Below are 23,089 nucleotides of genomic sequence, written 5' to 3' on the forward strand. Positions count from 1 at the left end.
GAAACTGGTCAGATTGACCGTCAATAGCAGGACAACTTACACCGTCAATCTCAGGGCATTATGCGTTAGCATTAACAACCTACTTCCATATGGTTTCATTCAGCGAACTTATTTCCATAAGAAAGGAGGATACTCATCCAAATCTCCTCTAATATATCTTGCTAGCAGCAAGGCTTGGACATGAGGGACAAGTCCCCATGCCAGCTTCTGATTTAAGTAAGGGTGCTGAATGTTCTCCTGCTTTCTCTCTTGCCACGCAGCCAAGACGGTTCTTCTCGTTTCATCGTCCATGATGACCGCACCGTTTTCTTTCCGATAAAATCCTTTATGGGTTATCCTTTTCTTATTTATTAATGACAGGACAAAACGATCCGCATAGACACTCCTTAACTCCTCCATGATGTCTAAAGCGAGCGAGGCTCTTCCCGGACGATCCCGGTGCAGAAACCCTACGTATGGATCCAACCCGACATTTTCTAAGGCGGATTTCAAATCATTCGCAAGCAAGGTATATGCAAAAGATAACAAAGCATTCACATTATCCAGCGGCGGTCGTTTATTTCTGCCTTGAAAGACGAAATGCTCGGTTTGCTGAAGAATAAGATCGTTAAATACGGAGTAATAATTCGCTGCCGCATTCCCTTCCAACCCTCTTAACCGTTCCAAATCCTCAACTTCCCGGACCAATAGCATAGCTTCCGATAACACACTGGAAACCGACTTCAGTTTAGGCACATTGACTCGCAAGGGATGATCTCTTGTCGCGCGCTCTAAAATCCATTTACTGTTGTATATTTTTCCAAGAATGAAGTTTCTGGCAGCAATAGCGCTTCTCTTTTCATCATCCGATATGCGGTATTGTTCCTTTCTTAAGACGACATTTCCTCTTGTTTCTCCAGTCATTCTCGCCAGGAAATTTCCATTTCTCGTCATGAAAGTAAATGCAATATTTCTTTTGGCACAGGCCCCCATCAGTGCGGGGCTTGCCCCGGTATAGCCAAAAGTGCATATCGCCTCTAAATTATGCAGCGGGACTCGCCTTAGCTTTTCTCCTTCTACGGTTACTACAACATTTTCTCCGTCTAGTGAAAGGTAGGCATCCGGCAGGGTTACGAACAAAGTGTTTAATAACTTTTTCATTCCCTTAACCTCCCTTCAATATAGCTGGCAACGGATCTCTTGTGCATGAGTTCAGGAACACAAATATGCTGAAGCGAACAATTTCGGCAGTGCGGACCCGTCTTTACTTTCGGTGTATGATTTTTGAGAAAATATTGACGCATTTTAGCAAAATGGCTTTCCACTTCTTGACGATATTCGGCTGTAAGGGGTACTTCAACCCTGTGTTTAATTTCATTGTAGAAAAGAAACCCTATCTCAATCTCATTGCTTCCTCGCTACTCTGGGTGGGGTAAATAGACAGCGATTTTATATGGAGAGGCGGGCATGATAAGCTGGTTAGCAACGCGAATTCCTTACCCTTCGCGGCTTTCGCGAGTACTCATGCCCGCAGAGGCTCCATGTCAAATCGCTCTATTATGCCTCTCAAACGTAGTTTTTCCCATGTAGTATAGCGAAGAGCCATATTTTCCAGACAAATCGCTTGGGCGGTCAATTGTAAGATATCCGAATGATCTTTCTTCGGTTTCCCTCGTTTATACTCAACGGGAAAGGGGAGGAAGAGTCCTTCCTCGCCCGCTAAAGAAATGCCCTTGGGATCCCGAACGAATTCAACAACATCGCAAACTCCGGTTACACCTAGCCTTTTGGAATGTACGGGGAGTCCCCTGACGACCAGCTTGTCTCCTCTTTTTTCACGGATCATCGGTTGATCTGCCCGCTGATGCATATGCTGACCTTCAATAGTTAGTACATTTTCTTCCCATTGTTGTTCTATATGAATAAGTGCCCACTGTCTTCGGCAAAAGATAAAATGCTGGATGCCAGAGAGCAGCAAATAATCTTCTTCGTTATAAACCTTCATAGACTTCTACTTCGAGACCTTCCAGCTTATTTGGAATTAAAGTGTCGCTATATCCTTCCTTGAGCACATCACCTAAAGTACGATGTACCTTGGCAGACGAATATTGGCCTAGCTTGGAGTTATGCTCCCACCAGTACACTTTGTTCACTTCCATACTTCCGTCAGGACGAGCAGAAGAAGTATCATTGGCGAACAAAGTAATCAGCGCTTGCTTAATTTTCTCAGCATCCTCATATGTAAATCCTGTTTTTTCCGCCAATTGCGGGTTTATGCTGCCGTAGAAAACATAGACCCCATAATCCACCCTGTGCTTCAACCCCATCGTATCGGAGGTTTTCTTATCGGGATCTTTCGTGTTCGTTGTGGAATTAACGCTCTTCGTAATTTGCATCGTGGATATATCGATCGGTTCGAGGCTTACTGCCGTATGGATCGATACCGGGCCTCTGATGCCAATAGACACCTCCGAGCCACTGAAGGCGAATACTTGTCCGAAACTGCGAACATCCATCCATGACTCACAGGCGATTTTGGAGTACAAAATATTATCCTTCGTCTTCCCCTTGGCATATTTCTGTAATTCTTCGTTACCATCCACACGATCTTTAATACTGCGATAACCGTCATCCCGTCTCTCATCTGATTGCACGAGAATCGATTCCCCCATATCTTGCAGGCGATTGCGAATTTTCCGCTTAATGCATACATCCGAAATTTCGCCATGACCATCATAATTTTGACGAGGGCGGTTCCCGTTAAGCGGGTCTCCGTTCGGGTTAGCATTACGAACCGTCAACACTACAGCAAAATCAATTTTTCGATCCAGAACACTCATTTATATCTCTCCTTTTTCTTCAGCTTGTTCTTTTTCAGCTTCTTTTTCTTTTTTACTTTTATATAGATCATGTCTCTGACTGTAAAAACCTAGCAAATATAAGCCACTCAACGGTTTATCTGTAAAATCCTCCGGCTTCAGCATGGAACCTACCTCATCCAGCAATGAATTAAAATACTTCAGCTTGGCTCCCAATTTCGCTTGATGCGGTTGAAGATTAGACTGGATGATCGTCCAAGTTCTTTGCGGACGCTGGGCGAATGCATTCATATAGCGAATGGCATTGGTTGCTCTTTTTTCATCGGGATCAAGCGAGCTTCTCTCCAGTACATCCGCTATCGCCAGCAGTCTGCCAAATAAATAGTCCCGATTGTCGTTCGTTACATCTAATCCCACTTCAAAGCCCTCCTTCTCGTATGTTTTTCTTACGAGTGCGCAAGTGATACTCAGCGTTTTTTCCCATTCCCAACCTTCCATTGCAACTGGGTTGGAAGCTCTATTGATGGCGCTCCGTACGATGTCCAGCGGAATAGCTCGTTCATCCACAATGGAAGGCAGCATTCTTTCCATTAATCCCTTGACAATCTTGTCACTGGCCTTGGATCCGTAAGCGGCAAATGCGATATCTCTTGTCGCCGGCGCCCCTTTAAATTGCAGAATTTGGTTGTTCTCGTCTTTTTTGTAACGATGCAGCCAATAGCACGATTTATGCCAGGCTTCAATACGGTCAAGAAACAATTCTTTATTCATCTCTCGATAATAAACGATCGCCATCCGTCCCGGTGTGGCTGCTTCGAGAATCATTATATTCACTTCGGGCTGATATTCCAGATCATGCTTGTACCCCGCAATCGCCAGACTTACTTGATTGGCATAAGCTTGATGGGCCCGGTCCCCAACCGTCGCTTGTTCGACTTCATCGTAAATCCCATGAAGAGATGTCGTATCCGCATACGGATCCGGAACCTCATGATTGTCGGTCCCCCATACGAGGAATACTTTGCCGTCGATCGTATACCCTTGCTTCTCTACAAGCCATTTAAGTGCATTATGGGCTTTCTGAGAAACTTCATAGCTGATCGAGGCTGCATCTTTGCTTTGTTTAAAACGGCCGCGAAACGTGAATCCGCTCGTATCATTCGCGGAAATCAATTTCGCCATATCTGCCGCATGTCTGATCCGCGATGCATGTCTTTCTGTAGACGAACGTTCTTCTCCGGAAATGTAGCATAAATCCTTTACTTGCAAGGTACTCTCGTAATATCGAATGAACGATTCATAAACGCTTTTGTCTCGCCATAGTCTTGACTCTGGTTCTCCGATGACATTTACGGCAAAACGGACAAAGGCATCGCTTTGATTCGATGTCACCAGCCTATAGATGTCGGGTCTGAACCCATACTGCTCCTCCAGCTCCTTGCTCCACTTTTCGATAAAACGCCCCTTCTCATCCACATACAAAATTTTAGCCTCTACCAGGTCTTTAACCAGTTGTCCTTTGCAAAGATAGGTATACACGCTCTTAACTTTCGGATGGGCATACTCTGAATCGCACCAGGCTTTCAGCTGTTTCAGATAGTCTTCGTGGGGATTGGTCTTCTTGGCGGTACCACCATATTGCAAATAATCCCCGGCAACATACATCAATTTATCGTGCAGCGGATGGGGTACAGGTGAACTCGTTCGACTGCCCGAAGCCTCCGTACAAGGTATAACGGTGCTTGCCTCGTTCTTGTCGACCACCTTCGCAGATACGAAATTTCCATCCTGATCCAATGAAACTTCAATCTGAGCTTGTTGGGTGGTATGGGATACGGGAATAAGGGCAAATTCTTGATCGTTATGCTTCTTCTGAAATTCCCCGATCACTTCCATGTTATTTTCATAGGTTCGATATAATTGCCGCAGCCAAGTCATTTAATCACCCCTTCTCCGCAAACATCTCTTGATACAATTCATCAACAGACTGTAGATTGGATGAATCAAATGCTTTCGGCGACATTTCGCCAATCGGACGGACTAGCGAACATTCCTCAGGACGAATAAAATTAATCACGCCCTGCTTCATCACCGGCTGCCACAATCGCGTTTCCAGCACATGGTTACCCGTTTCATCAGGATAATTTAAGCCGTGCACCATCACGCCAAAGTTAATTTCTCCCTTGTAATTATCGTAGAAACCTTCCCCCTCGCCATAAACACAAGGCTCAACATAGCCCTGACATTCCCGAGCCCCCAGGAAAATATCCCTTCTCCCGCCAGCAGCGACAGCCCTCTTGGCAATATTATGATGCTTGTGCTCGTTACGATCATATTCCAGATCTTCACGATGAAGGTTAAACTCGAAATGAGCCCTTACCTGATAGCGAACATCGCGTAAATAAGTGTAGTAGGCGAGCGTATTTCCCCCACTATATTCAATGGGACGAATTCCCTTCGATTCGGTCTGAATCGGATTCATGACCCGCACTTCATCCACAAACCAGATAATCGTGGGTTTCCAATAAATGGATTCAACAATCCCTTTCAAGCTCTGGTAGGTCGGAATTTGATACGTCATTTTCTCCCCGCCAATCTTGGTCAGGGGATCGGTAAACAGCGCATATTTTCCGTAAACTTCAAATTCAATCTGATTCCGCAAAGGAGCACCTCCTGTAAAAGAAAAACTATTACCTAAACCATCCGTAATCGTAGGACCATCTATTTAAATAGAAGGGATTCATATGATTTCAGGCGACCAAACTCCTTCTCCCTTTAAATCAAGCCCCATCTCGTCTGTATATGCCACTTCCTTCAGAGCATAAACATTACCATGCAGCAAAACATCGATATTCTGAGCTTGATCCAATTGCTTGAGTTCATGGGTATAAAGGTTAATGACATATTGTTGGGCTCTCCTTAGTAAAGAAGTAAGCTGCCCGCTATCCAATTCACCATTTAAATCGGCTATGATCTCTTTCGCCTCATCATTGTATGGGACAAGTACCGAAGTGGTAGGTTGATCAATCACCTGAAAATATTTCTCCACAGTAGCGAAAGATTGTTTACTGACGAGCCGCACATTCATCCCGGATTTACGCTGCAGCCCAGAGGAATAATCTTTATTTAAATCCAGCAAGTCAAACGCATTCTGCCTAATATTAGGGATCCAATAATCCAACTCACCTTCAATATCATGATAATAGTACTCAAAGTACTTCTTCATTGCTTCAGGAGATAACAAGTCGTTACCGAATACTTCCGGCCTGCGGGCAAACTCTTCCAAAATACGCGCTGTTTTCTCAGCACCTATTCGAATTTCCTTAAGCTTGGACAACTCTTCGTCCGAAGATTTGATCACATAAACGTTACGAATTTTATCCTTGCCATGCCGATTGCATCTTCCGGCCGCCTGTGCAATCGAATCCAAACCCGCCAACGAACGCATGACGCATTGAAAGCTAATATCGACACCCGCTTCAATCAGTTGTGTGCTTATGCAGATGACTCTTTGGCCATCCGTCTCCAGTTGTTTTTTGACATTTTCCAGCACTTTCTTCCGGTGCGCCGGGCACATGCTCGTGCTTAGATGGAATAGCTTGTAGGAATGCTGTTTCCGTTCGGCTTTATCATTTAATTCTTCGTAGAGCTTGCGCACAGCCGTTTTCGTATTTAGAATGACTAGCAAACTATCTACCTTTTCCATTTCAGTCAGAATAAATTTCTTTAATTCGCTCGCGTTATAGCCTTCTGTAGTCGTTTTGTCAACAATATTAACTCTCTTGAAGCTTTCGCTAACGCGCTTCAGGTCTTGTACCATTTCTGAATTTGTTGGAATTTTCAATTTATTCTCCACATAGTCCAGCGCTGGCTGTGTCGCCGTGCATAACACAATGCTTGATCGCCCGAAGCTGCTGAGGAAATTGAGCGCTTCATTAAATAAAGATATACATTTAACAGGAACCGATTGGACTTCGTCAAAAATCAGAACCGAGTTAGCCAGATTGTGTAACCGCCGTACATTTCTGGTCCCTCTGGAGTAAAACACATTCAAAAATTGCACCATCGTTGTGAAAATAATTTGACTTTCCCAATTATCTTTGGCCAGTTTGAGCTTCTTTTTCTTCAGGTCGTATGCTTCATCCCCGCTCCCATCCTCGTGCTCTTCAATGACGTTCGAATGATGCTCAATAATGTTTAGATCATTCTTCAAAATTTTTCTGATCTGCTCAGCGTTCTGCTCAATTATGGTTGTGTAGGGGACGATGTAAATGATTCGATCCTTCCCATATTCGATAGCATGCTTGAGAGCATAACGTAAACTGGCTAATGTCTTGCCGCCCCCGGTTGGAATAGACAGGGTATAAATTCCAGATGGTTTGGATGCGAACTGCTCACATTGATCCGACATCTCACTTCTGAGCCTATGGATGGGGTGTTCCGAATCTTTCCCTTCACGAAAAGAAACGATGGTTTCCATTAAAGCGGTATAGCACTCCCTAAAAAAAGAAGCGCTATCCAAAGAACGCTCTGCCTGCTCTTCATTTTCCTCAAATGTTCGGGTATTGGTTCGATCCGCATCGATCAGGCAGCTAAAAATGTACTTTTGGATAAAAGAGAAGGTAATAGGCTTCAGCTTGTGCTGCTGCCTGTATTTAATGATTGTTTCCGCTTCACGCACAGCCTGGTTAAAATAGCTTTCCAATTCGGCCGGTCCCATCTGTTGCTGGAAAAAAGTCGCTATAGCATGCTCAAATTCCGGAATCTCCTTCTGTTTCACGCGTTCTAAATAAGGCGATGACAAATCAGGGGATATAAAATCTCGTAAGCCGCCATGGTGCGAAAGAATGCACATGCTGATCCACTCTGCTGTCAGTTGTTCAAGAGCGGATCTTGCCCCTGCATGAAATTGTTGATATATAAGTTTCCCGCCTGCAGTAGAATGATCAACGCTCCCCCTCTGTGGCGGATGATTCGGATTCGCTACTGCTTCCTGAATGTAATCTTTAAAGGCTTCGCTATTCTTGCCCAAATCATGTAACAAACCTGCCAACCCTGCTAAATGCTTGACTCCTATCTTTCCGCCAAACCTTTCGCTGAGCTTCGACACCTCTTCTAAATGCGTCTGCACCGTTTGAATAGCCCCGTCACTTTCGCGAATATGCGCAATATAGCCCATGACTCTCCTCCTAATGCTCGCTATCATAAACGTTACAAGTCATGCTTCTATGCGGGGAGCGATTTTATAAATATGGACTTGTGTTTATTAAGAAAGTTAAAAAGGGTTAGCAAATTGCAATGAATGACAACTTAGTTGACCCCACTCCTTTCATTGCTGATCCTAATAATGCAATTATGAATATAAAGAAAGAAAAACCAACCCCTCCATTTCATAGGATTAATTTCCTATATTTATCATTCGACATAGCCAGACAAACTCCTCCATTATACCCACTTTCATTTGTTACAAAATTGTAAACTGTTTCCAATGCAACTTAAAACAAAAAAAGGAGCCCTGCTATTTGCAGTCTCCTATGATTGATTCGAATGGCGAGCAGTCGATACACTCTGTAGAGTGGGACGAGATCGAAGCATTCAAAAAGTTTGTGCCCTCAAAAAATTTCAATCCACGCACTCGTGTAGAGTGCGACGAAAATTCTTGAGGAGTAATCTTCCTATCCTTAAATTTCAATCCACGCACTCGTGTAGAGTGCGACGCAACTGCGTCCGCTTAGATTACGTACGCCAACCGTAAATTTCAATCCACGCACTCGTGTAGAGTGCGACAAACGGCGTTGATTAGATATACAACGTAATGATAGCATTTCAATCCACGCACTCGTGTAGAGTGCGACTTACTTCACGTCTTTAAACTTCGTACCCTTATACTACACATTTCAATCCACGCACTCGTACAGAGTGCGACTAAAACGGTTATAGAGCGCCTGCCACTCGTTGACGTCATTTCAATCCACGCACTCGTACAGAGTGCGACAGGGTGCTGCCAAATCCAGCATACCATAAGGGCTCAAACAGTTAAAAGTGCGAACCTCTATTTTGTAAGGATCATACTGCCGACAAAACCTGCAAAAATGCCAAAAACCCGCGTCGTTACGCCGGTGCGAGTTTCCCGGGGTTTTCATGTGAGCTATAGGTTCGCACTTTGTTCAAACTAGACCTGATTACGCATTATTCACTAATATTTTGTAAATATTTCCAAGTAAAGTAACCTATTGAAAATAAGGCCTTCAAACTTTTCTTTCCAAAACCAGATCGCACTCCTGCTTTACCTTCTAAAGTTACGACGTCAATTAAAGGAGCAAGGCCATCAAGGACCTGCAAAAGTGCAGGTCTTCAGAACGATTTTAGCCAAAAACAGCAAAAGACGTGCAATTGTGCAGGTAAATTCAGCCATTTTAATTAATTTTCAGCGTTTTGCGGAAAATCACCTGCACTTTTGCTCGTCATTCCCGAGATTTACCGGAATTACGCAAAAAGACCTGCACTTTTGCTTGTCTTTGGCGCTTCGTCGGTTGCGCATTAGAACAATTCCCGCGAAGACATCCACTTTCGCTTGTCTTTGCAGCAGCGTCGGTAGAACACGCCTGACGCTCCCATATTAACATGCACTATTGCTCGTCTTCGGGACAAATCCAGTACAGCGCATCGGTCGCTCCCTATAAGCATGCACTTTTGCTTGTTTTGAAGCAACACCGCTGCCACTACATCGTGCTCGAATTTGGAGAAGCTATTTCCGGCTTACTAATATCGCCGGACTTCTAACCAAGAGGGCGAAAAAGCCTCGAACATCGTAAAGCCCCTGAGGAACCTGTCCACTTGTTTCAGAAGCTCGCCCTCCAATGGCCGCCAACCAACCTCCTGCAGAAATGGCATATCCCAGCCCTCATACTCGGGATCGTATCCGAGGGAAAGCTCGCCTTGTGCAACCTCTGCCAGGAAAGTAATCGTGGAAGCGTAGCCCTGCCATATATGGGGGAAGACTTCGACACCAAGACACTGCAAAGGGCGGACGGATAAGCCCGTCTCTTCCTTGAGCTCACGCACTACCGCTTGTTCCGGGCTTTCCCCGGCTTCTATTCCTCCCCCGGGAAAGCACCAGTAGTACTGAGAAATATAATGGTCGTAATGGCGAGCCATCAGTATTTTGCCCCGGTCGATAATGATTGCCTGAGCCCGTTGTTTTCTTATCAATGGCCGATCCCCCAGTCTAAACCAACTTCATCCCTGCCGCACTGCGGAGTCCACGCTAACCTTTTCTATCCACGGCAGCAATTTAACTCCACAAAGCTACCAGCAAGGAAGGCTTGGAGACGCGAATCCGAATGAGCCTTCTAAGCGGATTCCACGCTGACCTTTTCTATTCCCGGCAGGAGCTTCATTTCTTCGGTAATGGTGATCAGCAAGGAAGGCTTGGAGACGCGAATAAGGATGGACAGCGTCAGCCGCTCATGTTTTTCCGCATTCTCTTCCGATTCCCAATCGTTTTCTTCCATCGAAATCTGACGGATCGTGATTCCTTTTCTCTCCAAATTGGACGAGATATGGGTCAGAGTTCCGTGCTTCTGGTTCGTCACTAGTTTCAGCCAATAGGTTCGCCGGTTCTCGAAATATTTCTTCTCTACAATATTCAGTGTCCACAGGCTAATCAGGACTACCGCCGTAGAAAGAAACGCCGCGTAGTAGAAGCCTGCCCCTACCGATAATCCGATAGCCGCGGCTACCCACAGTGAAGCTGCAGTCGTCAGCCCCGTTATGGAAAAACCGTTGCGGATAATGGTTCCCGCTCCGAGAAAACCGATCCCGGGAATAACCTGTGCGGCCAGACGCGCCGGATCCAAACGAACATTCCCTTCGTCCACAAAAGCGGAAAAACCGTACATGGAGAGGAGCATGAGCAAAGCCGATCCGACACAGACAAGAATATGAGTCCTTAAGCCCGCCGGGTGATTGTTCTTCTCGCGCTCCAGACCAATTAACCCTCCCAGGAGAAGGGCGAGAACGAGGCGGATGGTTAAATCCAGCGGTTCAATATGCCACGGGTCCACAATACCCCCCCTTTCTTCAAAATCACTTGCAATCCGCTTATATTTGTAATGATTCAGCCTTAAGTCGCTAAATTAGCATATGACCATTTAACTGCAACCATACAATCTTCTATCTTTATTGTCAAACCTATGAAGGCAATGTTGATTTAGTGTCTTGATCGGGTCGGGTAAATGATTCGCTCCCGGGCCCCCACAATGAAGACGGATAACGCTCCTTTTCAGCAAAAACAGCCGTTGCCCCTTTTGAGAAGATAGTCTTATAGTAATAAACGGCTCAAAACCATATTCTGTTCCTGAAAGATCCGTCGCCTCCATGATGACTAGATGGAATTTATGCAGTTAGTTCATGCTTTGATCACCAGATAACCGGAACTAGATGGAAAACCTGCAGTTAGAAATGGGGATTGGGAGGAAAAGATTAGATTTGGTCTGAACTAGCTGTATGTTTTCCCGTTAGATTGCAATAAATCGTCTAATTCAGCGTATCTAACTTCATAAAATCCAGTTAGCCCCCCATGCCTCTGACTGCGGCACCGGCGGATGATGAAAATAGCCGGATTTTCAAGGTAGTTTTTCCGGAGTCTACTCGCAGAGAGAGGAAATCAGTCACTGTTAGGTTGAGCTAGGCTGAGCCAATAAAAAAAGCTTCTATTGAAGCCTTCTCAGAGAAGTCGTCGAATCCATCTTTAGCAGAAGCTTTTTATGCCAATAGGAATCTTTGTTTACATTGTATTAACGTAAAGAACTTGAAGATCCCTATGTGGTAAAACAGCCGGTATTCACCGGCTGTTTGACAAAGCTTATCAAATGGATTTATCGGGGTACGGTCTTCACCAAGCGCAGCAGGACAAGACCGGGAGCAACCTCCCGGCGGCTTTCCTCCACATACCCGTGCTTGGTGTAAAGACGGATGGCCGGTTCATTCCTGGCCGCCGCCGTAACGAAGAAGCTTGTACACTCCTGCTCCTGCTGTTCAATAAATCGCAGCAAGGCAGAGCCTATCCCTTGACGGAAGCGGTCGGAACGGACCATCAGACGGCAGATCATCACCGTTTGGCCCTCTCTCTCGTAGGCTATGGCCCCGGACAATTCCCCATCCGTTCCTTCCGGGAAATAGCCATAGAACCTCTCCTTGGATTCCATTAAAGACGCTATGGTATCCTTCAACGGCGGAATATCATCGTATTCGATCCTCTTCGCTTCGACTAGATAAGAATCCATCTGAAGCCGAAGTACACGAAGAGCTTCTTCATTATTGGTCAATCGAATCCGTTCGATCATCTCTTAATGTTATTGCTGCAGACGTTCCATGATCAGCTTGTTGACCACTCCCGGGTTAGCCTTGCCCTTGGTTTCCTTCATAACTTGACCTACGAGGAAGCCGACGGCCCGGTCCTTGCCGGCCTTGAAGTCAGCCACGGACTGAGGATTGCTGTCGACCACTTTATCCACGATCGCCTTGATGGCCCCTTCGTCGCTGATCTGAACGAGCCCTTTCTCCTCGACGATCTGCCCGGGCTCCTTGCCGGTCTCGATCATTTCCTTGAAGACGGTCTTGGCAATCTTGCTGCTGATCGTTCCTTTCTCGATCAAGCCTATCATCTCGCCCAAGCCTTTGCCGGTAATCTTAACATCGGACAGTTCCAGATTGTTGGCGTTCAAATACCCGAGCAGTTCACCCATCATCCAGTTGGAAACGGCTTTGGCATCCTTCGTATACCCAAGGCTTTCTTCGAAGAAGTCAGCCAGCTCCTTGGACGAGGTCAGAACCTCGGCATCATAGCTAGGCAGTCCATATTCGCTCGTATATCTGGCCTTCCGCGCATCGGGAAGCTCCGGAATCGAATTGCGGACTCGGGTTTTCCATTCGTCATCAATATGCAGCATAACCAGGTCCGGATCCGGGAAATAGCGGTAATCATGTGCCTCTTCCTTGCTCCGCATGGAGATGGTTTTCCCCTGCGCCTCGTCCCATCTGCGCGTCTCCTGAACCACTTTCTCTCCCCGGTCGAGCACTTCCGCTTGGCGGATTTCCTCGTATTCGAGTCCTCTCTGAACCCCGCGGAAAGAGTTCATATTCTTAAGCTCGGCTTTCGTTCCGAACTTCTCCTGACCGTATGGACGGATGCTGATGTTGGCGTCGCAGCGAAGCGAGCCCTCTTCCATCTTGACATCGGACACTTCACAATATTGCATGATCGCCTTAAGCTTCTCCAGATAAGCTCTGGCTTCTTCCGGCGTACGAATATCCGGTTCGGAAACAATTTCGATCAGAGGCGTCCCTACACGGTTGAAATCAACCAGGGAGGCATAGCCTCCGTCTACGTGCTGCAGCTTGCCCGCGTCCTCCTCGAGATGCAGGCGGTTGATGCCGATCCGCTTCGTCTCCCCGTTCACCTCAATCTCGATCCAGCCATGCTCCCCAATCGGTTTATCATACTGGGAGATTTGGTAAGCCTTCGGCGAATCGGGATAGAAATAGTTTTTACGGTCGAATTTCGTATCGGTCGCCACCTGGCAGTTCAAGGCCATGGCCGCTTTCATCGCGTATTCCACCGCTTGCTTATTCAATACCGGCAGCACACCGGGATGCCCGAGACAAATCGGACATGTCTGGGAATTGGGCGGAGCTCCGAACGATGTCGAGCAGCCGCAAAATATTTTCGATTTCGTATGAAGCTCAACGTGAACTTCCAGCCCGATCACGGTTTCGTATTTTTTTGCTGTGGTAGTCATCAGTTTCGCTCCTTCCTACAATTGCGGACGCAGCTTATGGAATTCGGTGTTCTGCTCGAACGCGTGAGCGACACGCAGCACCGTAGACTCGTCCAATGCTTTGCCGATAATTTGCAGTCCTACCGGCATACCGTCCACCAGACCGCAAGGAACGCTTATCGCGGGAATTCCTGCCAGGTTGACCGGCACTGTTAAAATATCGTTCAAATACATCGTCAGCGGATCATCGACCTGGCTGCCTATTTTGAAAGCAGGCGTAGGAACGGTAGGTCCGACAATGACGTCATATTTGGCAAACACGTTGTCAAAATCCTGCTTGATCAGCGTCCGCACCTTCTGCGCTTTGACATAGTAAGCATCATAATAACCGGAGCTTAATGCATAGGTTCCGATCACGATTCTCCGTTTGACCTCCGGTCCGAAGCCCTCGCTGCGCGAGAGATGGTAGAGATCCAGCAGATTCTCCGCATTTTCCGATCTCTTGCCGTAACGTACTCCGTCAAACCGGGCCAGGTTCGAAGATGCCTCCGAAGAAGAAATCAAATAATAAGCCGCCACCGCATATTCGGTATGAGGCAGGGAAACCTCTTCCCATACGGCCCCTTGGGCTTCCAGCACTTTAAGAGCGGCCAATACGGCTTCTCTTACCTCCGGAGCCACTCCTTCTCCGATATATTCTTTAGGCACACCGATTTTAAGCCCTTTGACATCCCCGGTAAGTGCGCTGGAATAATCCGGAATAGAGACGTTCGCAGAGGTGGAATCCATCGGGTCATGCCCGGCAATCGCCTGCAGAACATAAGCTGCGTCTTCCACGTTCTTCGTCATCGGACCAATCTGGTCAAGCGAAGAAGCGAATGCGACGAGACCAAACCGGGACACCAGCCCATAGGTCGGCTTCAGCCCTACAATTCCGCAGAAAGAAGCCGGTTGGCGAATCGAACCTCCCGTATCCGATCCCAGGGAGAAATAAACCTCTCTGGCCGCTACGGCCGCAGCCGATCCACCGCTGGAACCGCCAGGAACATATTCCGTATTCCAGGGGTTATAAGTCGGATGGAAAGCGGAGTTCTCGTTGGAGCCTCCCATAGCGAATTCATCGAGATTCAATTTACCCATCAGAACAGCCTGCGCTTGCTTCAGCTTCTGCACTGCCGTCGCATCATAAATCGCCTTATAATTGGAGAGGAACTTGCTCGCACATGTAGTGAGGGACCCTTCCGTAAGCATATTATCCTTGATTCCCGCAGGAAGTCCGAACAGCAGCCCCTGCTCCCCTCCCGAAGCTAACTGCTCGTCCAGCTCGCGGGCAACCCGCTTCGCATTATCCTCATCCACCTGCAAAAAGGCTTGAATCTTCCCGTCTACTTCTCCAATACGGCGAAGCGACTGTTCAACCAGCTCGGTCACGCTAAATTCCTTGCCGGCCAGTCCTTTATGTATTTCTTTTAAAGAGCGATCCATCAAAGACAACTCCGTGTCCTCCTTTCAAAATTGGGCAATGACTGGAGGTGCGGTGATATACCCGAGCACTTCGCGCCGAATTAGGACAATCGACACGCTCTTATCCTCCGATTTCACCAATCATTCTCAGGTTGAAATCCGGGATAACAGCCTATGCTTCCGAAAGCCGGATTTCTCACGAAAGCTTGTAGACCACTGCCGCTTTCCAGTTTGTATATTTGTACTTGCGTTCATTAATTTCGCCTGACTTCAAGCGGCTATTCCAGAATGGCAGGAACTTTAAACTGTCCTTCTTCTTCATCCGGCGCATTAAGGAACACTTTATCGAGCGGAAGGGACGGGCGAACCTCATCTTCCCGCATAACGTTGGACATCGGAACGACATGGCTGGTCGGCTCGACTCCATCGGTATCAATCGAGTTCAATTGCTCCGCATATTTCAAAATGGCGTTAAGCTGACCGGTAAAGGTCTGCTTCTCCTCCTCCGTCAGATCGAGGCGGGCCAGTTTGGCAACATGCTCAACATCCTGCATGGATATACTCATCTGTACGACATCCTTTCTAGGTACAATCATTCTTTTTATTATATCTCAGTTGTTTTTCTAACTCAATCATCAGCTTGTCCGTCGTTCCAAGGGAAGGGGAGAGCGGCACGGCAAAAAAAGGCATCCTTCCAAAGAGCGGTTAACGTCTTCTTCAGAAACATGCCTTTCTACAAGAAAGATCGGGCATTCCCGTTAATATACGCAGCTCTTGCCGTCCCGGAAAAATGTCGTGTCCGATGCGGCCGACGAGATTAAATCCAGGCCCTCAGGTTGATTTGCTTGATAAAATCCTCCCGGGACAATACTTCCTTATCGCTCTCCGTCTCCAGATCCAGATCCTCTCCGTTCAGGACCCGGCGGAACAGTTCCTCGTTCTTCGTAGCCAAAGCGAAGTCGATCAGAGCTTCTCTCTCTATCCGATCCGCCTCCTGCTGAATCAGAACTTCCTCCAGTTCAATATCCGCAGCCGGAACGAAATAATGTTTGTTCACTTTCGGAACCCGTATGACATAATCGAAGATATTATCCGCATTACGGTCATAAGCGATTATATATCCATATTCTCCTATCGGCAAATTCTGCTCGAGTTGATCGTCCACTATACATATTCTTTGACCCAATCGAAGCATTTGTTCTCCCCCCTTGCCCCTAGCGGCCGTGTCTGAAAGCGTGGCCTGTTTCCATAAATAATAGATTATGGACTCTATCCTACTAAAAAAAGATTACGGTGTCCAATGGAAATTCGCGTATCCTGTTCCCCACCTCATCCTTTTCTTCTTATTATAATCTATTATTCGGCAAATTAGACCGTGTTCGTATAGAGAAACCCGAACATCGACATATTTTCTGCAGGGGCAGCCGATTTCCTTCGCAAAAAACAGCATATGCACCATATATCATGACGGAGCCGAATAAGCCTATAACACCATTGGCCACATGGGATCAGAACTCCCGACATGAAGCGACGGCGCGCCGATCTTTTTACCGCTTATCTTCCTTTCTTCTGCGGAAAATTTTAACCACAAGAAACAGATATAGTATACCGGGTAAAGGAATGGTCGTCAGCCCCCATATCCCCCAGAACCATGGGTAGCATTCCCTCTTCCTTGCATCCAGAAAGAGCCATGTGCTCTGTACCAGCAGAAGCGGGATAAGGAGAAGAAAGATATAGGGGGACACTTCCGTAAATTGCGGCTTCATGCGCCCACCTTCCTTCTTCGTTGGATCCACCATAGTGCAGCCGGGACTAACACACAGGCGAATATTTGAAAGACCATGTAAACGGAAGGGATGTTCAGCATAGATGCGACGGTCAGGCTCAGAACAATAGCGGCGATGGTAAAGAACAACAGCAGATCACGAACCAGCTTCTTTCTCAACTGCTTGCGATGCTGCAGGATCTGTTCCTCAAACCAATGAAGGTTGGGGGAAAATACCGGGACCGACTGTTCAAGCTTATCCAGACCCTCCCGCAATTCCTTGACCATCTCGCTATCTATTTCATTAACCTCATTCTCAAGAGCCTTCTCGGAGCCGGACAAGCGGCTGTCTGTCGGTTTACTCTTCATCTGCGTTCAACTCCTTCCTCAGCGTTTTTAAACCATGGAACACCCGGGATTTCACGGTTCCCGCAGGAATGGACATCATTCGGGCAATTTCATCGTAGGCATAGCCGTAATAATGCTTAAGAATAATCGGAATCCGATATTCATAAGGCAAACTATGGACGGCATCCAGCACTTCCGGCCAATCCTCCCCTTGCCGGGCCATATGCCACTTGATTTTGCGCAGGGCCGCTTCCTGATCCAGCCACAGCTTCTCCCGCTTCTTCCGGCGCAGCATGTCAATATATAGCCGGGTAGCTATAGTCATAAGCCAGGAAGAGAAGCTGGATTGCCCATTGTACAGCTTAATTTTCTCCATTGCTTTCATCATCGTATCCTGCGCTATATCCTCAGCTATATGAGGCTCCATGGTCACTTTGATTAAATAGCGTACCACCATGGAATAATGGCTCTGGAGGAGAATAGCGAGCGCATGGCTGTCTCCCGCCTGAGCTTTCCGTATCTGCTCCCGCTCCTCAGACAATCCTTACCCTCCATTCGGCTTCTTCTGCGATCAATCTGGTTTTCTTACTGTTATTGTGGTTATTTTTACACATTTTCATCTTGCGAAGCTTCGAGTGCCCGTCGAGAAACCTGTGACAAAGCTTCGCTTCTTTTTTGCCGCATTCAGCTATGATGGAAAGTTCGGCCCATACGGCAGGTATAGCTGTCCATTCCCTTCATTCTCCAAAACCGCTGATTTTCGACCCATGGGCCAAATCATCCGGTTCATCCAATAGTACGAACAGCTAGAAGCCAAAGTTCATTCCGAACGAAAAAAAATCTGCCGGAGCGTTTCGCACTGCACGAGACTCCCAGTGCGCGGTGTTTGACGACCCATGACGGTGGTCAACTATATGTTGCTGAGAAGCGGTCGCATTCGGAAACCCTATTGATCAAAAAAGAAAAACCAACCAGGCGGTTCCTGATCGGTTAGTAAATGGAGCGCATCATCTTCCGCCCAAGCGGATAAGCCCTTCGCGCGAAACAGACAGCTTCTCGAATCCGTCATCGGTAATCAGATAAGTATTCTCTATCCCGACGACTCCGCGCTCGGGGAACGTGAACTTGGGCTCGATCGCTATCACCATTCCGGGCTCCAGCGGGAGACGGAATCCTCGCGCCAGCACCGGCAGTTCATCTACCTCCAAGCCGATCCCGTGCCCGAGAAATTTCACCTGATCCTGTCTGAAGCCCATATAGTGCTCGCTCAAGCCGGCCTGCTCGGCGAGCTCCAGGGATTGAATATACAATTGCTCGCAGGAGGTGCCGGGGACCAGCTTCTCCTCCGTGCGTCGTAAAATATGCTCCGCCACCCGGTAAGCTCTGTCCAGCTCTTCTTCCAATTCGCCGATGACCATCGTTCTCGTCTGGTCAAAGACGTAACCGTCTATGCAGCAGCCAATGTCCACGAGGATAGGCTCATTCGGTCCTATCGTTTTGTTCCCCGAGCTCTGCGGGCTTGCAGGGCCCAGACCTTCTCCTCCCGCCGGTCCGTCAAAATATGTCGGAATGGCCATGGCTCTGCCCGAGCCCACCATTCCCGTAATAATCTCCTGATTATAGCCTCGCATTCTCATAAGCCCCATATGACCGTGCTCACGCATCGTCGCCTCGATCACCGTCATTAGCTCGACATCCCTCATTCCGATCCTAGCAGACGCGGCCGCCTTCTCGAAGGCAAGATCGGTCACGACAGCCGCTCTCCGGATCGCCTCGATTTCCTCCGGCCCCTTGATCATGCGGATTTCCCGCACCAGCATCGTTCCGTCCTTCCATTCCACCATAGGGATAGCCGCTTGAAGCCTATGAAATAATTGGACGGGAAGCACATCGAATTCGGTCGCGATTACAGCTTTTCCTTCATTCGAGAACAATGAGGGATAGCGGGCCTTTAACCGCTCTCCCAAGCTGCGCAGAGACCCGAGCTCCTCGACCTCGACACCGGATTCCGACTGCGCACGGGTCAAGCTCCTGCGGACATAAAACACGGGATTTCCTTCTGACGGTATAAACAAGAACCCGGTCTGCATCGTTCCGGTAAAGTAGTAGATATCCACATTCTGCGTCACCAAAAAACCGTCGATCTGCTGAGCTCTCATCCTACTCATAAGCTTCTCGCGACGGGTCATAAACACATCCATTCACAGTCCCCCTGTTCGGTTTCATGCATAATCTTCGTCCATTTCTTTCAATGGTTTCATTATACACAGAACCAGGAGGTCAAGCATCCTCTGAGGATAACCGGAAACAGCGCACTTATGACTGTTTTTCTTGAAGAAACGCCCCATCGTTCCCCCTGATCAACCCGCGATTACAAATATATGATGTCAGAACAACAGGGTGCGACGTTGAAAACTACTTCAGCTTGTCCGGTCCGATCAATTTCACAATCCTCGCACTCGTATAACGATAGAATGTCCTGTCCCGGATTTTGGCCAGTATTTTTTAGAACGTCAGTTCGGAGGAGCTTTTGATTTCCCACGTAATCGGCCCTAACACTTGGAACGTACGGGGAAACTCCAGCCGGATAATCATTACGACTCCGGGACGGTGGAACAAGACCGAGTAATCGTATAACGGATTGGAATATAGATAAGGAAATGTCTTATCCTCATTAATGACTTCAAAGGCCAGAAGCTCCACCGGCTGGCGCAGGAACGTTCCCGGAAGCGGGCGGTTGGCGGAATCCAAACGCAGGTTGGCCTGCAAATAACGGTCGGCGGTTTCCCTGGCCCGAACAGGATCGATGGAGATAATCCCCTGCGCCAGCTTGGCGTTATTGACTTGCTGGGCTGCAGCATGAGTTGCATAGTTCAGGGCATGCTTGGCGTTAAACAGAGTATGCATAGCCAACTCCTCATCGGTCTGAAGAGCTTGCATCGTCATATAGAAACCTATTAACAAAAAGAACAACAGGAGCTTATTCATCCATCACCCCGCCCCTTCCAGCTTCTTCGTTCTATCGCGCGGCACCGGGCCGGGAATAACAAGTGATAACGGTTCTCGGTTCTTCATGGATAGGAGTCCGGCGTTCTAAGAGAGATCAATCCGCCGGTAAGAAGGCTCGTTGGAGCCTTTAAACAGCTTTTCCGGTTGACAAGACATTCGGATCCGCTTCTAGCCCCTTGCTGCAAGGGTCAGGGAACATACTCGCTCATCTTCATTCCTACCGCCGCCATTAATGATCCGTCGTCAGGGGGGATCACACCGACCAGCCGGTCAATCGCAAATAACCCTCCATAGGGATATGTAATCATCAATCGAATTCCTTCGCCGCGGGGCACGGGCTCGGCCGCACGGGTTCCTCCCCTTCCATGGGTCGTCGTCACGATATAGTTCAGATCCGCGCCGACGAAGCCTCTCTCCTCCAGCCTGAGCCTGGATTGTCCAATCATTCGCGCATCAATGTAGCCATAGGCTCCGCTTGCTCCCACCTCCAGCAAGTAATCGACTTCCTTCTGCAGAACGGCTTGTCTCGTAATAATCACATGCTTATATACCGGAGCGAACATAAACCAGCACAGCATCGATACGAACAGGATAAAAACCAGGATTTGCTTCATCTATTACCACCTTGGTTCCTTACGGATTTATGCTCTCAATAACGGAATTGATCCGCGAGCCGCCGGAGCGGACCATCTCCTCTGTTCCGTCCTTTCCTCCTACCGTTGAATTGAAAATAAGAATGACTGCCAGCAGCAGCAGCAAAGTAATCAGTAACGATCTCATGATCGAATGGCGACGAACCTCCATGCCGTAAGGTCAGGGAGAAGCCGCCTCTCCTTTCCGCGGAATGAATTTGCCCCTCCTCAGGCATAGGCAGAGTTTATCTCCCGTTTAGGGGTGAATCAATGATTTGATTTCGGTGTTGATCGAAGTTCCTTTATCTTCAATCATCTTCTTCGTTCCTGTAGTATCATTGGTTATCACGTTAGTAAAAATGACAACGACGACAATCAGCAGCATAACGGTCATTAATATATTTCTCATTCAAATCATCCTTTCCATTCGATATCGGAATTGTTCATTGCAAGGTTTGAAACAGCTTCTGTCCTTCCTGCACCCATGGATAAATAAACAGGCGGAACGTGTTCAGGATCGGAATGCCGGCCAGGACGAACAGCACGTAAGAAGTCGTTTCCTTCTTGCTTTCCTTGTACAAATCGATTCGTTCCTTGTAATCCGCGATTCTTTGCCGAAGAAGCTCATAATAGGCATCGTTCTCATTAAGCCGCAAGGAACGGATGGTCTCGGAGAAGCTGTGCGCCTCCTCGGTTCCAAGCCTATTCTTGAATTGAATCACGGCCTGTTCCGCATCGTGGTACCATTCGTTGATCAGCAGTTGAAATTCTTTGCGGATCGTGCGGGTATACGGCAGGCATCGCGTCAGCTTGCCGTGCAGATTCATTCTGGACCCGGTATAGTAAAGCAACTGATTGCTGACCGCATAGATTTCTTTAACGATCCGATGCGCTCTCTGCTTCTGAATGGCTTCCAGCAGCACACGGTCGAAGTATATAAGGAACAGCAGAACGATAGAGCCGGCCATAACATAGGTCCCGGGAATATACAAGGTGAGGTAAGGCCTGCGAAGAGAGAACCATCCTGCCAGGCCGGTGACAACAAGTAAGGCCTGCAATATTTTTTTCCATAGCTCATACCAGAACACCGAAACCGGAATCCCACAGCCCAGCAGCAGTTGTTTCCGCTCTTCAGCCATCGATCCTTCCAATGCAACGCGAAACCATTTCAGCAATAACGGCGGCGGATGCTCCCCGCGGAAGAACGGCTTCGCCCGCAGCCTTCTCCTCCTTCCCGCAATGAAAGAAACCAGCAGGAAATAAAACGCCATGAAACTAAGGGCAAACAACAGCCCGTTCAATAACCAGTTCATCCACTGCAACTCCGGGACAGCCTTCATCCCTCTCCTCCTTTCACATTCGTTTCATAGAAAGGTATACTCCCATCAGAAATCCTGCGAAGATAAGCAGTAAGGCATCTAACAGCATATTGCGGCCGGCGGCGTCTACGAAATAATAGTAATAGGCATTCTCATAGTTGATCCGGAAATTCACCAACAGAAAGACGGCCAGGAAGAACAGGGGCGAGAAGCTGGCAATCCGGATTTCGAGCAGCCGGTTGCGGGCGATCTGATCGGCCAATTTGGCCTTCCGCATATCGTCGATCAATTCTTTCAGATTTAGAGTTACGTCATTCCCCTCGACAATAGCAATTCTAAGAATGCTTGCCATATAATCCGCCCACAGATGTCCCAGAGACATCTTGAATATACGCAGCGCGTCGTCAACCTCCCGGCTCATCGACAAATTGCGGTGCAGTTGTTCAAACACAGGCTTCAACGGATAACGAATCCGATTTTCTCTCAAGGCCCGATGAAGAACATTGCGGATATTAGGATGCGGGTCCAACAAATAGGTTTGATAGACAATTTCCACAGCCGGCAGAAAATCCATCCGCGATCTCAACTGATTCGTAATCAAGCGCATCCGCAGCAATAAGTAAGGGAAGGAAGACGCGATAAGACAAAGCGCAAGGATTCCCTTAACCGAAGGGAAGAAAAGCACCGCCGTAATAAACCCGGACAAGAACAGCACTAAAGAAGTCGTAAGCAGCATGGGCAAAGTAAACCGGGAGCCCGTAGATTCCAGCAAATCAGACAGGTGCCGGTAAAGAAAGCCGCTTCGCTGCAGAAGATCAGTCAATCGGCTGCCGAAGGCGGCATTGCGAACATGATGAAGCCGGATTCTCGCCATTTTGCGGTTTGCGGCAACGAGCATAACTCCCCGAATCCCTGTGTAGATTAAGATAAACAATAGCAGCAGGAAAGCTGCTTTGGCGGCAATCAGCATCCG

23 protein-coding genes, 1 pseudogene and 1 CRISPR repeat array are annotated in these 23,089 nt (G+C 47.7%); all 24 genes and pseudogenes read right to left on the minus strand.

All coding sequences use genetic code 11. From position 1 onward, the window contains the following. Window positions 1-108: 108 nt before the first annotated feature. The gene (cas1c, locus tag ACTHRH_RS21370) at window positions 109-1,140 is read right to left on the minus strand and encodes a type I-C CRISPR-associated endonuclease Cas1c (protein WP_144938960.1); all 1,032 of its coding nucleotides are present in this window, start codon (window positions 1,138-1,140) and stop codon (window positions 109-111) included. Continuing rightward, complete coding sequence (locus tag ACTHRH_RS21375; RefSeq protein WP_440417621.1) at window positions 1,137-1,382, minus strand: CRISPR-associated protein Cas4; 246 nt, start codon at window positions 1,380-1,382, stop codon at window positions 1,137-1,139. The genes cas1c and ACTHRH_RS21375 overlap by 4 nt, the downstream gene beginning before the upstream one ends. A 199-nt stretch (window positions 1,383-1,581) precedes the next feature. Continuing rightward, window positions 1,582-1,984: pseudogene (gene cas4 / locus ACTHRH_RS21380) on the minus strand (CRISPR-associated protein Cas4); the annotation flags it as partial. Then, window positions 1,971-2,819, minus strand: a complete 849-nt coding sequence (gene cas7c / locus ACTHRH_RS21385) for a type I-C CRISPR-associated protein Cas7/Csd2 (RefSeq protein WP_144938956.1) — start codon at window positions 2,817-2,819, stop codon at window positions 1,971-1,973. The pseudogene cas4 and the gene cas7c, both read right to left, overlap by 14 nt. Next, window positions 2,820-4,736: a type I-C CRISPR-associated protein Cas8c/Csd1 gene (cas8c, locus tag ACTHRH_RS21390; RefSeq protein WP_440417588.1), complete on the minus strand. Its 1,917-nt coding sequence runs from the start codon at window positions 4,734-4,736 to the stop codon at window positions 2,820-2,822. It abuts the gene before it with no gap. Window positions 4,737-4,740: 4 nt separating this feature from the next. Then, window positions 4,741-5,460, minus strand: coding sequence for a type I-C CRISPR-associated protein Cas5c (cas5c, locus tag ACTHRH_RS21395; protein WP_440417590.1), 720 nt, complete (start codon window positions 5,458-5,460; stop codon window positions 4,741-4,743). 78 nt (window positions 5,461-5,538) lie between these two features. Beyond that, the gene (gene cas3, locus ACTHRH_RS21400) at window positions 5,539-7,977 is read right to left on the minus strand and encodes a CRISPR-associated helicase Cas3' (RefSeq protein WP_440417592.1); all 2,439 of its coding nucleotides are present in this window, start codon (window positions 7,975-7,977) and stop codon (window positions 5,539-5,541) included. 440 nt (window positions 7,978-8,417) lie between these two features. After that, window positions 8,418-8,793: a CRISPR direct-repeat array (repeat unit 32 nt; unit sequence ATTTCAATCCACGCACTCGTGTAGAGTGCGAC). Window positions 8,794-9,560: 767 nt separating this feature from the next. Next, window positions 9,561-10,010: an NUDIX domain-containing protein gene (locus tag ACTHRH_RS21405; protein ID WP_260982133.1), complete on the minus strand. Its 450-nt coding sequence runs from the start codon at window positions 10,008-10,010 to the stop codon at window positions 9,561-9,563. 140 nt (window positions 10,011-10,150) lie between these two features. Further along, the gene (locus ACTHRH_RS21410) at window positions 10,151-10,867 is read right to left on the minus strand and encodes an MgtC/SapB family protein (RefSeq protein ID WP_144938949.1); all 717 of its coding nucleotides are present in this window, start codon (window positions 10,865-10,867) and stop codon (window positions 10,151-10,153) included. A gap of 810 nt (window positions 10,868-11,677) precedes the next feature. Further along, complete coding sequence (locus tag ACTHRH_RS21415; protein ID WP_440417594.1) at window positions 11,678-12,145, minus strand: GNAT family N-acetyltransferase; 468 nt, start codon at window positions 12,143-12,145, stop codon at window positions 11,678-11,680. A gap of 9 nt (window positions 12,146-12,154) precedes the next feature. Further along, window positions 12,155-13,600: an Asp-tRNA(Asn)/Glu-tRNA(Gln) amidotransferase subunit GatB gene (gene gatB / locus ACTHRH_RS21420; protein ID WP_144938945.1), complete on the minus strand. Its 1,446-nt coding sequence runs from the start codon at window positions 13,598-13,600 to the stop codon at window positions 12,155-12,157. A gap of 15 nt (window positions 13,601-13,615) precedes the next feature. Continuing rightward, on the minus strand, window positions 13,616-15,064 hold the full coding sequence (gatA, locus tag ACTHRH_RS21425; protein WP_379289993.1) for an Asp-tRNA(Asn)/Glu-tRNA(Gln) amidotransferase subunit GatA: 1,449 nt from the start codon (window positions 15,062-15,064) through the stop codon (window positions 13,616-13,618). Window positions 15,065-15,321: 257 nt separating this feature from the next. Further along, the gene (gene gatC, locus ACTHRH_RS21430; protein ID WP_144938941.1) at window positions 15,322-15,609 is read right to left on the minus strand and encodes an Asp-tRNA(Asn)/Glu-tRNA(Gln) amidotransferase subunit GatC; all 288 of its coding nucleotides are present in this window, start codon (window positions 15,607-15,609) and stop codon (window positions 15,322-15,324) included. Between the two features lie 251 nt (window positions 15,610-15,860). Next, entirely contained in the window at window positions 15,861-16,238 is a 378-nt protein-coding gene (locus ACTHRH_RS21435) for an ATPase (protein ID WP_440417596.1), read from the minus strand. 352 nt (window positions 16,239-16,590) lie between these two features. After that, a complete protein-coding gene (locus tag ACTHRH_RS21440) occupies window positions 16,591-16,809 on the minus strand; it encodes a hypothetical protein (protein ID WP_144938937.1) in 219 nt (72 codons plus the stop codon). Next, the gene (locus ACTHRH_RS21445) at window positions 16,806-17,177 is read right to left on the minus strand and encodes a YxlC family protein (RefSeq protein WP_144938935.1); all 372 of its coding nucleotides are present in this window, start codon (window positions 17,175-17,177) and stop codon (window positions 16,806-16,808) included. The genes ACTHRH_RS21440 and ACTHRH_RS21445 overlap by 4 nt, the downstream gene beginning before the upstream one ends. Further along, window positions 17,167-17,697 (minus strand): RNA polymerase sigma factor SigY, encoded by a 531-nt coding sequence (gene sigY / locus ACTHRH_RS21450; RefSeq protein WP_144938933.1) that lies wholly within the window; start codon window positions 17,695-17,697, stop codon window positions 17,167-17,169. Before sigY ends, ACTHRH_RS21445 begins: the two co-directional genes overlap by 11 nt. A 466-nt stretch (window positions 17,698-18,163) precedes the next feature. Beyond that, complete coding sequence (locus ACTHRH_RS21455) at window positions 18,164-19,357, minus strand: M24 family metallopeptidase (protein WP_144938931.1); 1,194 nt, start codon at window positions 19,355-19,357, stop codon at window positions 18,164-18,166. A gap of 304 nt (window positions 19,358-19,661) precedes the next feature. After that, the gene (locus ACTHRH_RS21460) at window positions 19,662-20,144 is read right to left on the minus strand and encodes a hypothetical protein (protein WP_144938929.1); all 483 of its coding nucleotides are present in this window, start codon (window positions 20,142-20,144) and stop codon (window positions 19,662-19,664) included. Window positions 20,145-20,353: 209 nt separating this feature from the next. Continuing rightward, the gene (locus tag ACTHRH_RS21465; protein ID WP_144938927.1) at window positions 20,354-20,779 is read right to left on the minus strand and encodes a hypothetical protein; all 426 of its coding nucleotides are present in this window, start codon (window positions 20,777-20,779) and stop codon (window positions 20,354-20,356) included. 19 nt (window positions 20,780-20,798) lie between these two features. Then, window positions 20,799-20,945: a hypothetical protein gene (locus ACTHRH_RS21470; RefSeq protein ID WP_186328402.1), complete on the minus strand. Its 147-nt coding sequence runs from the start codon at window positions 20,943-20,945 to the stop codon at window positions 20,799-20,801. Window positions 20,946-21,053: 108 nt separating this feature from the next. Further along, window positions 21,054-21,206, minus strand: coding sequence for a hypothetical protein (locus ACTHRH_RS21475; protein ID WP_186328401.1), 153 nt, complete (start codon window positions 21,204-21,206; stop codon window positions 21,054-21,056). 34 nt (window positions 21,207-21,240) lie between these two features. Next, window positions 21,241-22,137 (minus strand): hypothetical protein, encoded by an 897-nt coding sequence (locus ACTHRH_RS21480; RefSeq protein ID WP_144938925.1) that lies wholly within the window; start codon window positions 22,135-22,137, stop codon window positions 21,241-21,243. 13 nt (window positions 22,138-22,150) lie between these two features. After that, the gene (locus ACTHRH_RS21485; protein WP_144938923.1) at window positions 22,151-23,086 is read right to left on the minus strand and encodes a type II secretion system F family protein; all 936 of its coding nucleotides are present in this window, start codon (window positions 23,084-23,086) and stop codon (window positions 22,151-22,153) included. Window positions 23,087-23,089 lie beyond the last annotated feature (3 nt).

The sequence above is a fragment of the Paenibacillus sp. SAFN-117 genome (assembly GCF_051966115.1).
Lineage (GTDB): Bacteria > Bacillota > Bacilli > Paenibacillales > NBRC-103111 > Paenibacillus_L > Paenibacillus_L residui.

What these genes read in the sequence shown, in the direction of transcription:
- cas7c (WP_144938956.1), bottom strand. Translation starts at nt 2,819, where the DNA reads ATGAGTGTTCTGGATCGAAAAATTGATTTTGCTGTAGTGTTGACGGTT.
- cas1c (WP_144938960.1), bottom strand. Translation starts at nt 1,140, where the DNA reads ATGAAAAAGTTATTAAACACTTTGTTCGTAACCCTGCCGGATGCCTAC.
- ACTHRH_RS21485 (WP_144938923.1), bottom strand. Translation starts at nt 23,086, where the DNA reads ATGCTGATTGCCGCCAAAGCAGCTTTCCTGCTGCTATTGTTTATCTTA.
- ACTHRH_RS21435 (WP_440417596.1), bottom strand. Translation starts at nt 16,238, where the DNA reads ATGCTTCGATTGGGTCAAAGAATATGTATAGTGGACGATCAACTCGAG.
- ACTHRH_RS21415 (WP_440417594.1), bottom strand. Translation starts at nt 12,145, where the DNA reads ATGATCGAACGGATTCGATTGACCAATAATGAAGAAGCTCTTCGTGTA.
- gatA (WP_379289993.1), bottom strand. Translation starts at nt 15,064, where the DNA reads ATGGATCGCTCTTTAAAAGAAATACATAAAGGACTGGCCGGCAAGGAA.
- ACTHRH_RS21440 (WP_144938937.1), bottom strand. Translation starts at nt 16,809, where the DNA reads ATGAAGCCGCAATTTACGGAAGTGTCCCCCTATATCTTTCTTCTCCTT.
- ACTHRH_RS21445 (WP_144938935.1), bottom strand. Translation starts at nt 17,177, where the DNA reads ATGAAGAGTAAACCGACAGACAGCCGCTTGTCCGGCTCCGAGAAGGCT.
- ACTHRH_RS21465 (WP_144938927.1), bottom strand. Translation starts at nt 20,779, where the DNA reads ATGAAGCAAATCCTGGTTTTTATCCTGTTCGTATCGATGCTGTGCTGG.
- gatC (WP_144938941.1), bottom strand. Translation starts at nt 15,609, where the DNA reads ATGAGTATATCCATGCAGGATGTTGAGCATGTTGCCAAACTGGCCCGC.
- cas3 (WP_440417592.1), bottom strand. Translation starts at nt 7,977, where the DNA reads ATGGGCTATATTGCGCATATTCGCGAAAGTGACGGGGCTATTCAAACG.
- ACTHRH_RS21460 (WP_144938929.1), bottom strand. Translation starts at nt 20,144, where the DNA reads ATGAATAAGCTCCTGTTGTTCTTTTTGTTAATAGGTTTCTATATGACG.
- ACTHRH_RS21480 (WP_144938925.1), bottom strand. Translation starts at nt 22,137, where the DNA reads ATGAAGGCTGTCCCGGAGTTGCAGTGGATGAACTGGTTATTGAACGGG.
- cas8c (WP_440417588.1), bottom strand. Translation starts at nt 4,736, where the DNA reads ATGACTTGGCTGCGGCAATTATATCGAACCTATGAAAATAACATGGAA.
- ACTHRH_RS21470 (WP_186328402.1), bottom strand. Translation starts at nt 20,945, where the DNA reads ATGAGATCGTTACTGATTACTTTGCTGCTGCTGCTGGCAGTCATTCTT.
- ACTHRH_RS21475 (WP_186328401.1), bottom strand. Translation starts at nt 21,206, where the DNA reads ATGAGAAATATATTAATGACCGTTATGCTGCTGATTGTCGTCGTTGTC.
- ACTHRH_RS21455 (WP_144938931.1), bottom strand. Translation starts at nt 19,357, where the DNA reads ATGGATGTGTTTATGACCCGTCGCGAGAAGCTTATGAGTAGGATGAGA.
- gatB (WP_144938945.1), bottom strand. Translation starts at nt 13,600, where the DNA reads ATGACTACCACAGCAAAAAAATACGAAACCGTGATCGGGCTGGAAGTT.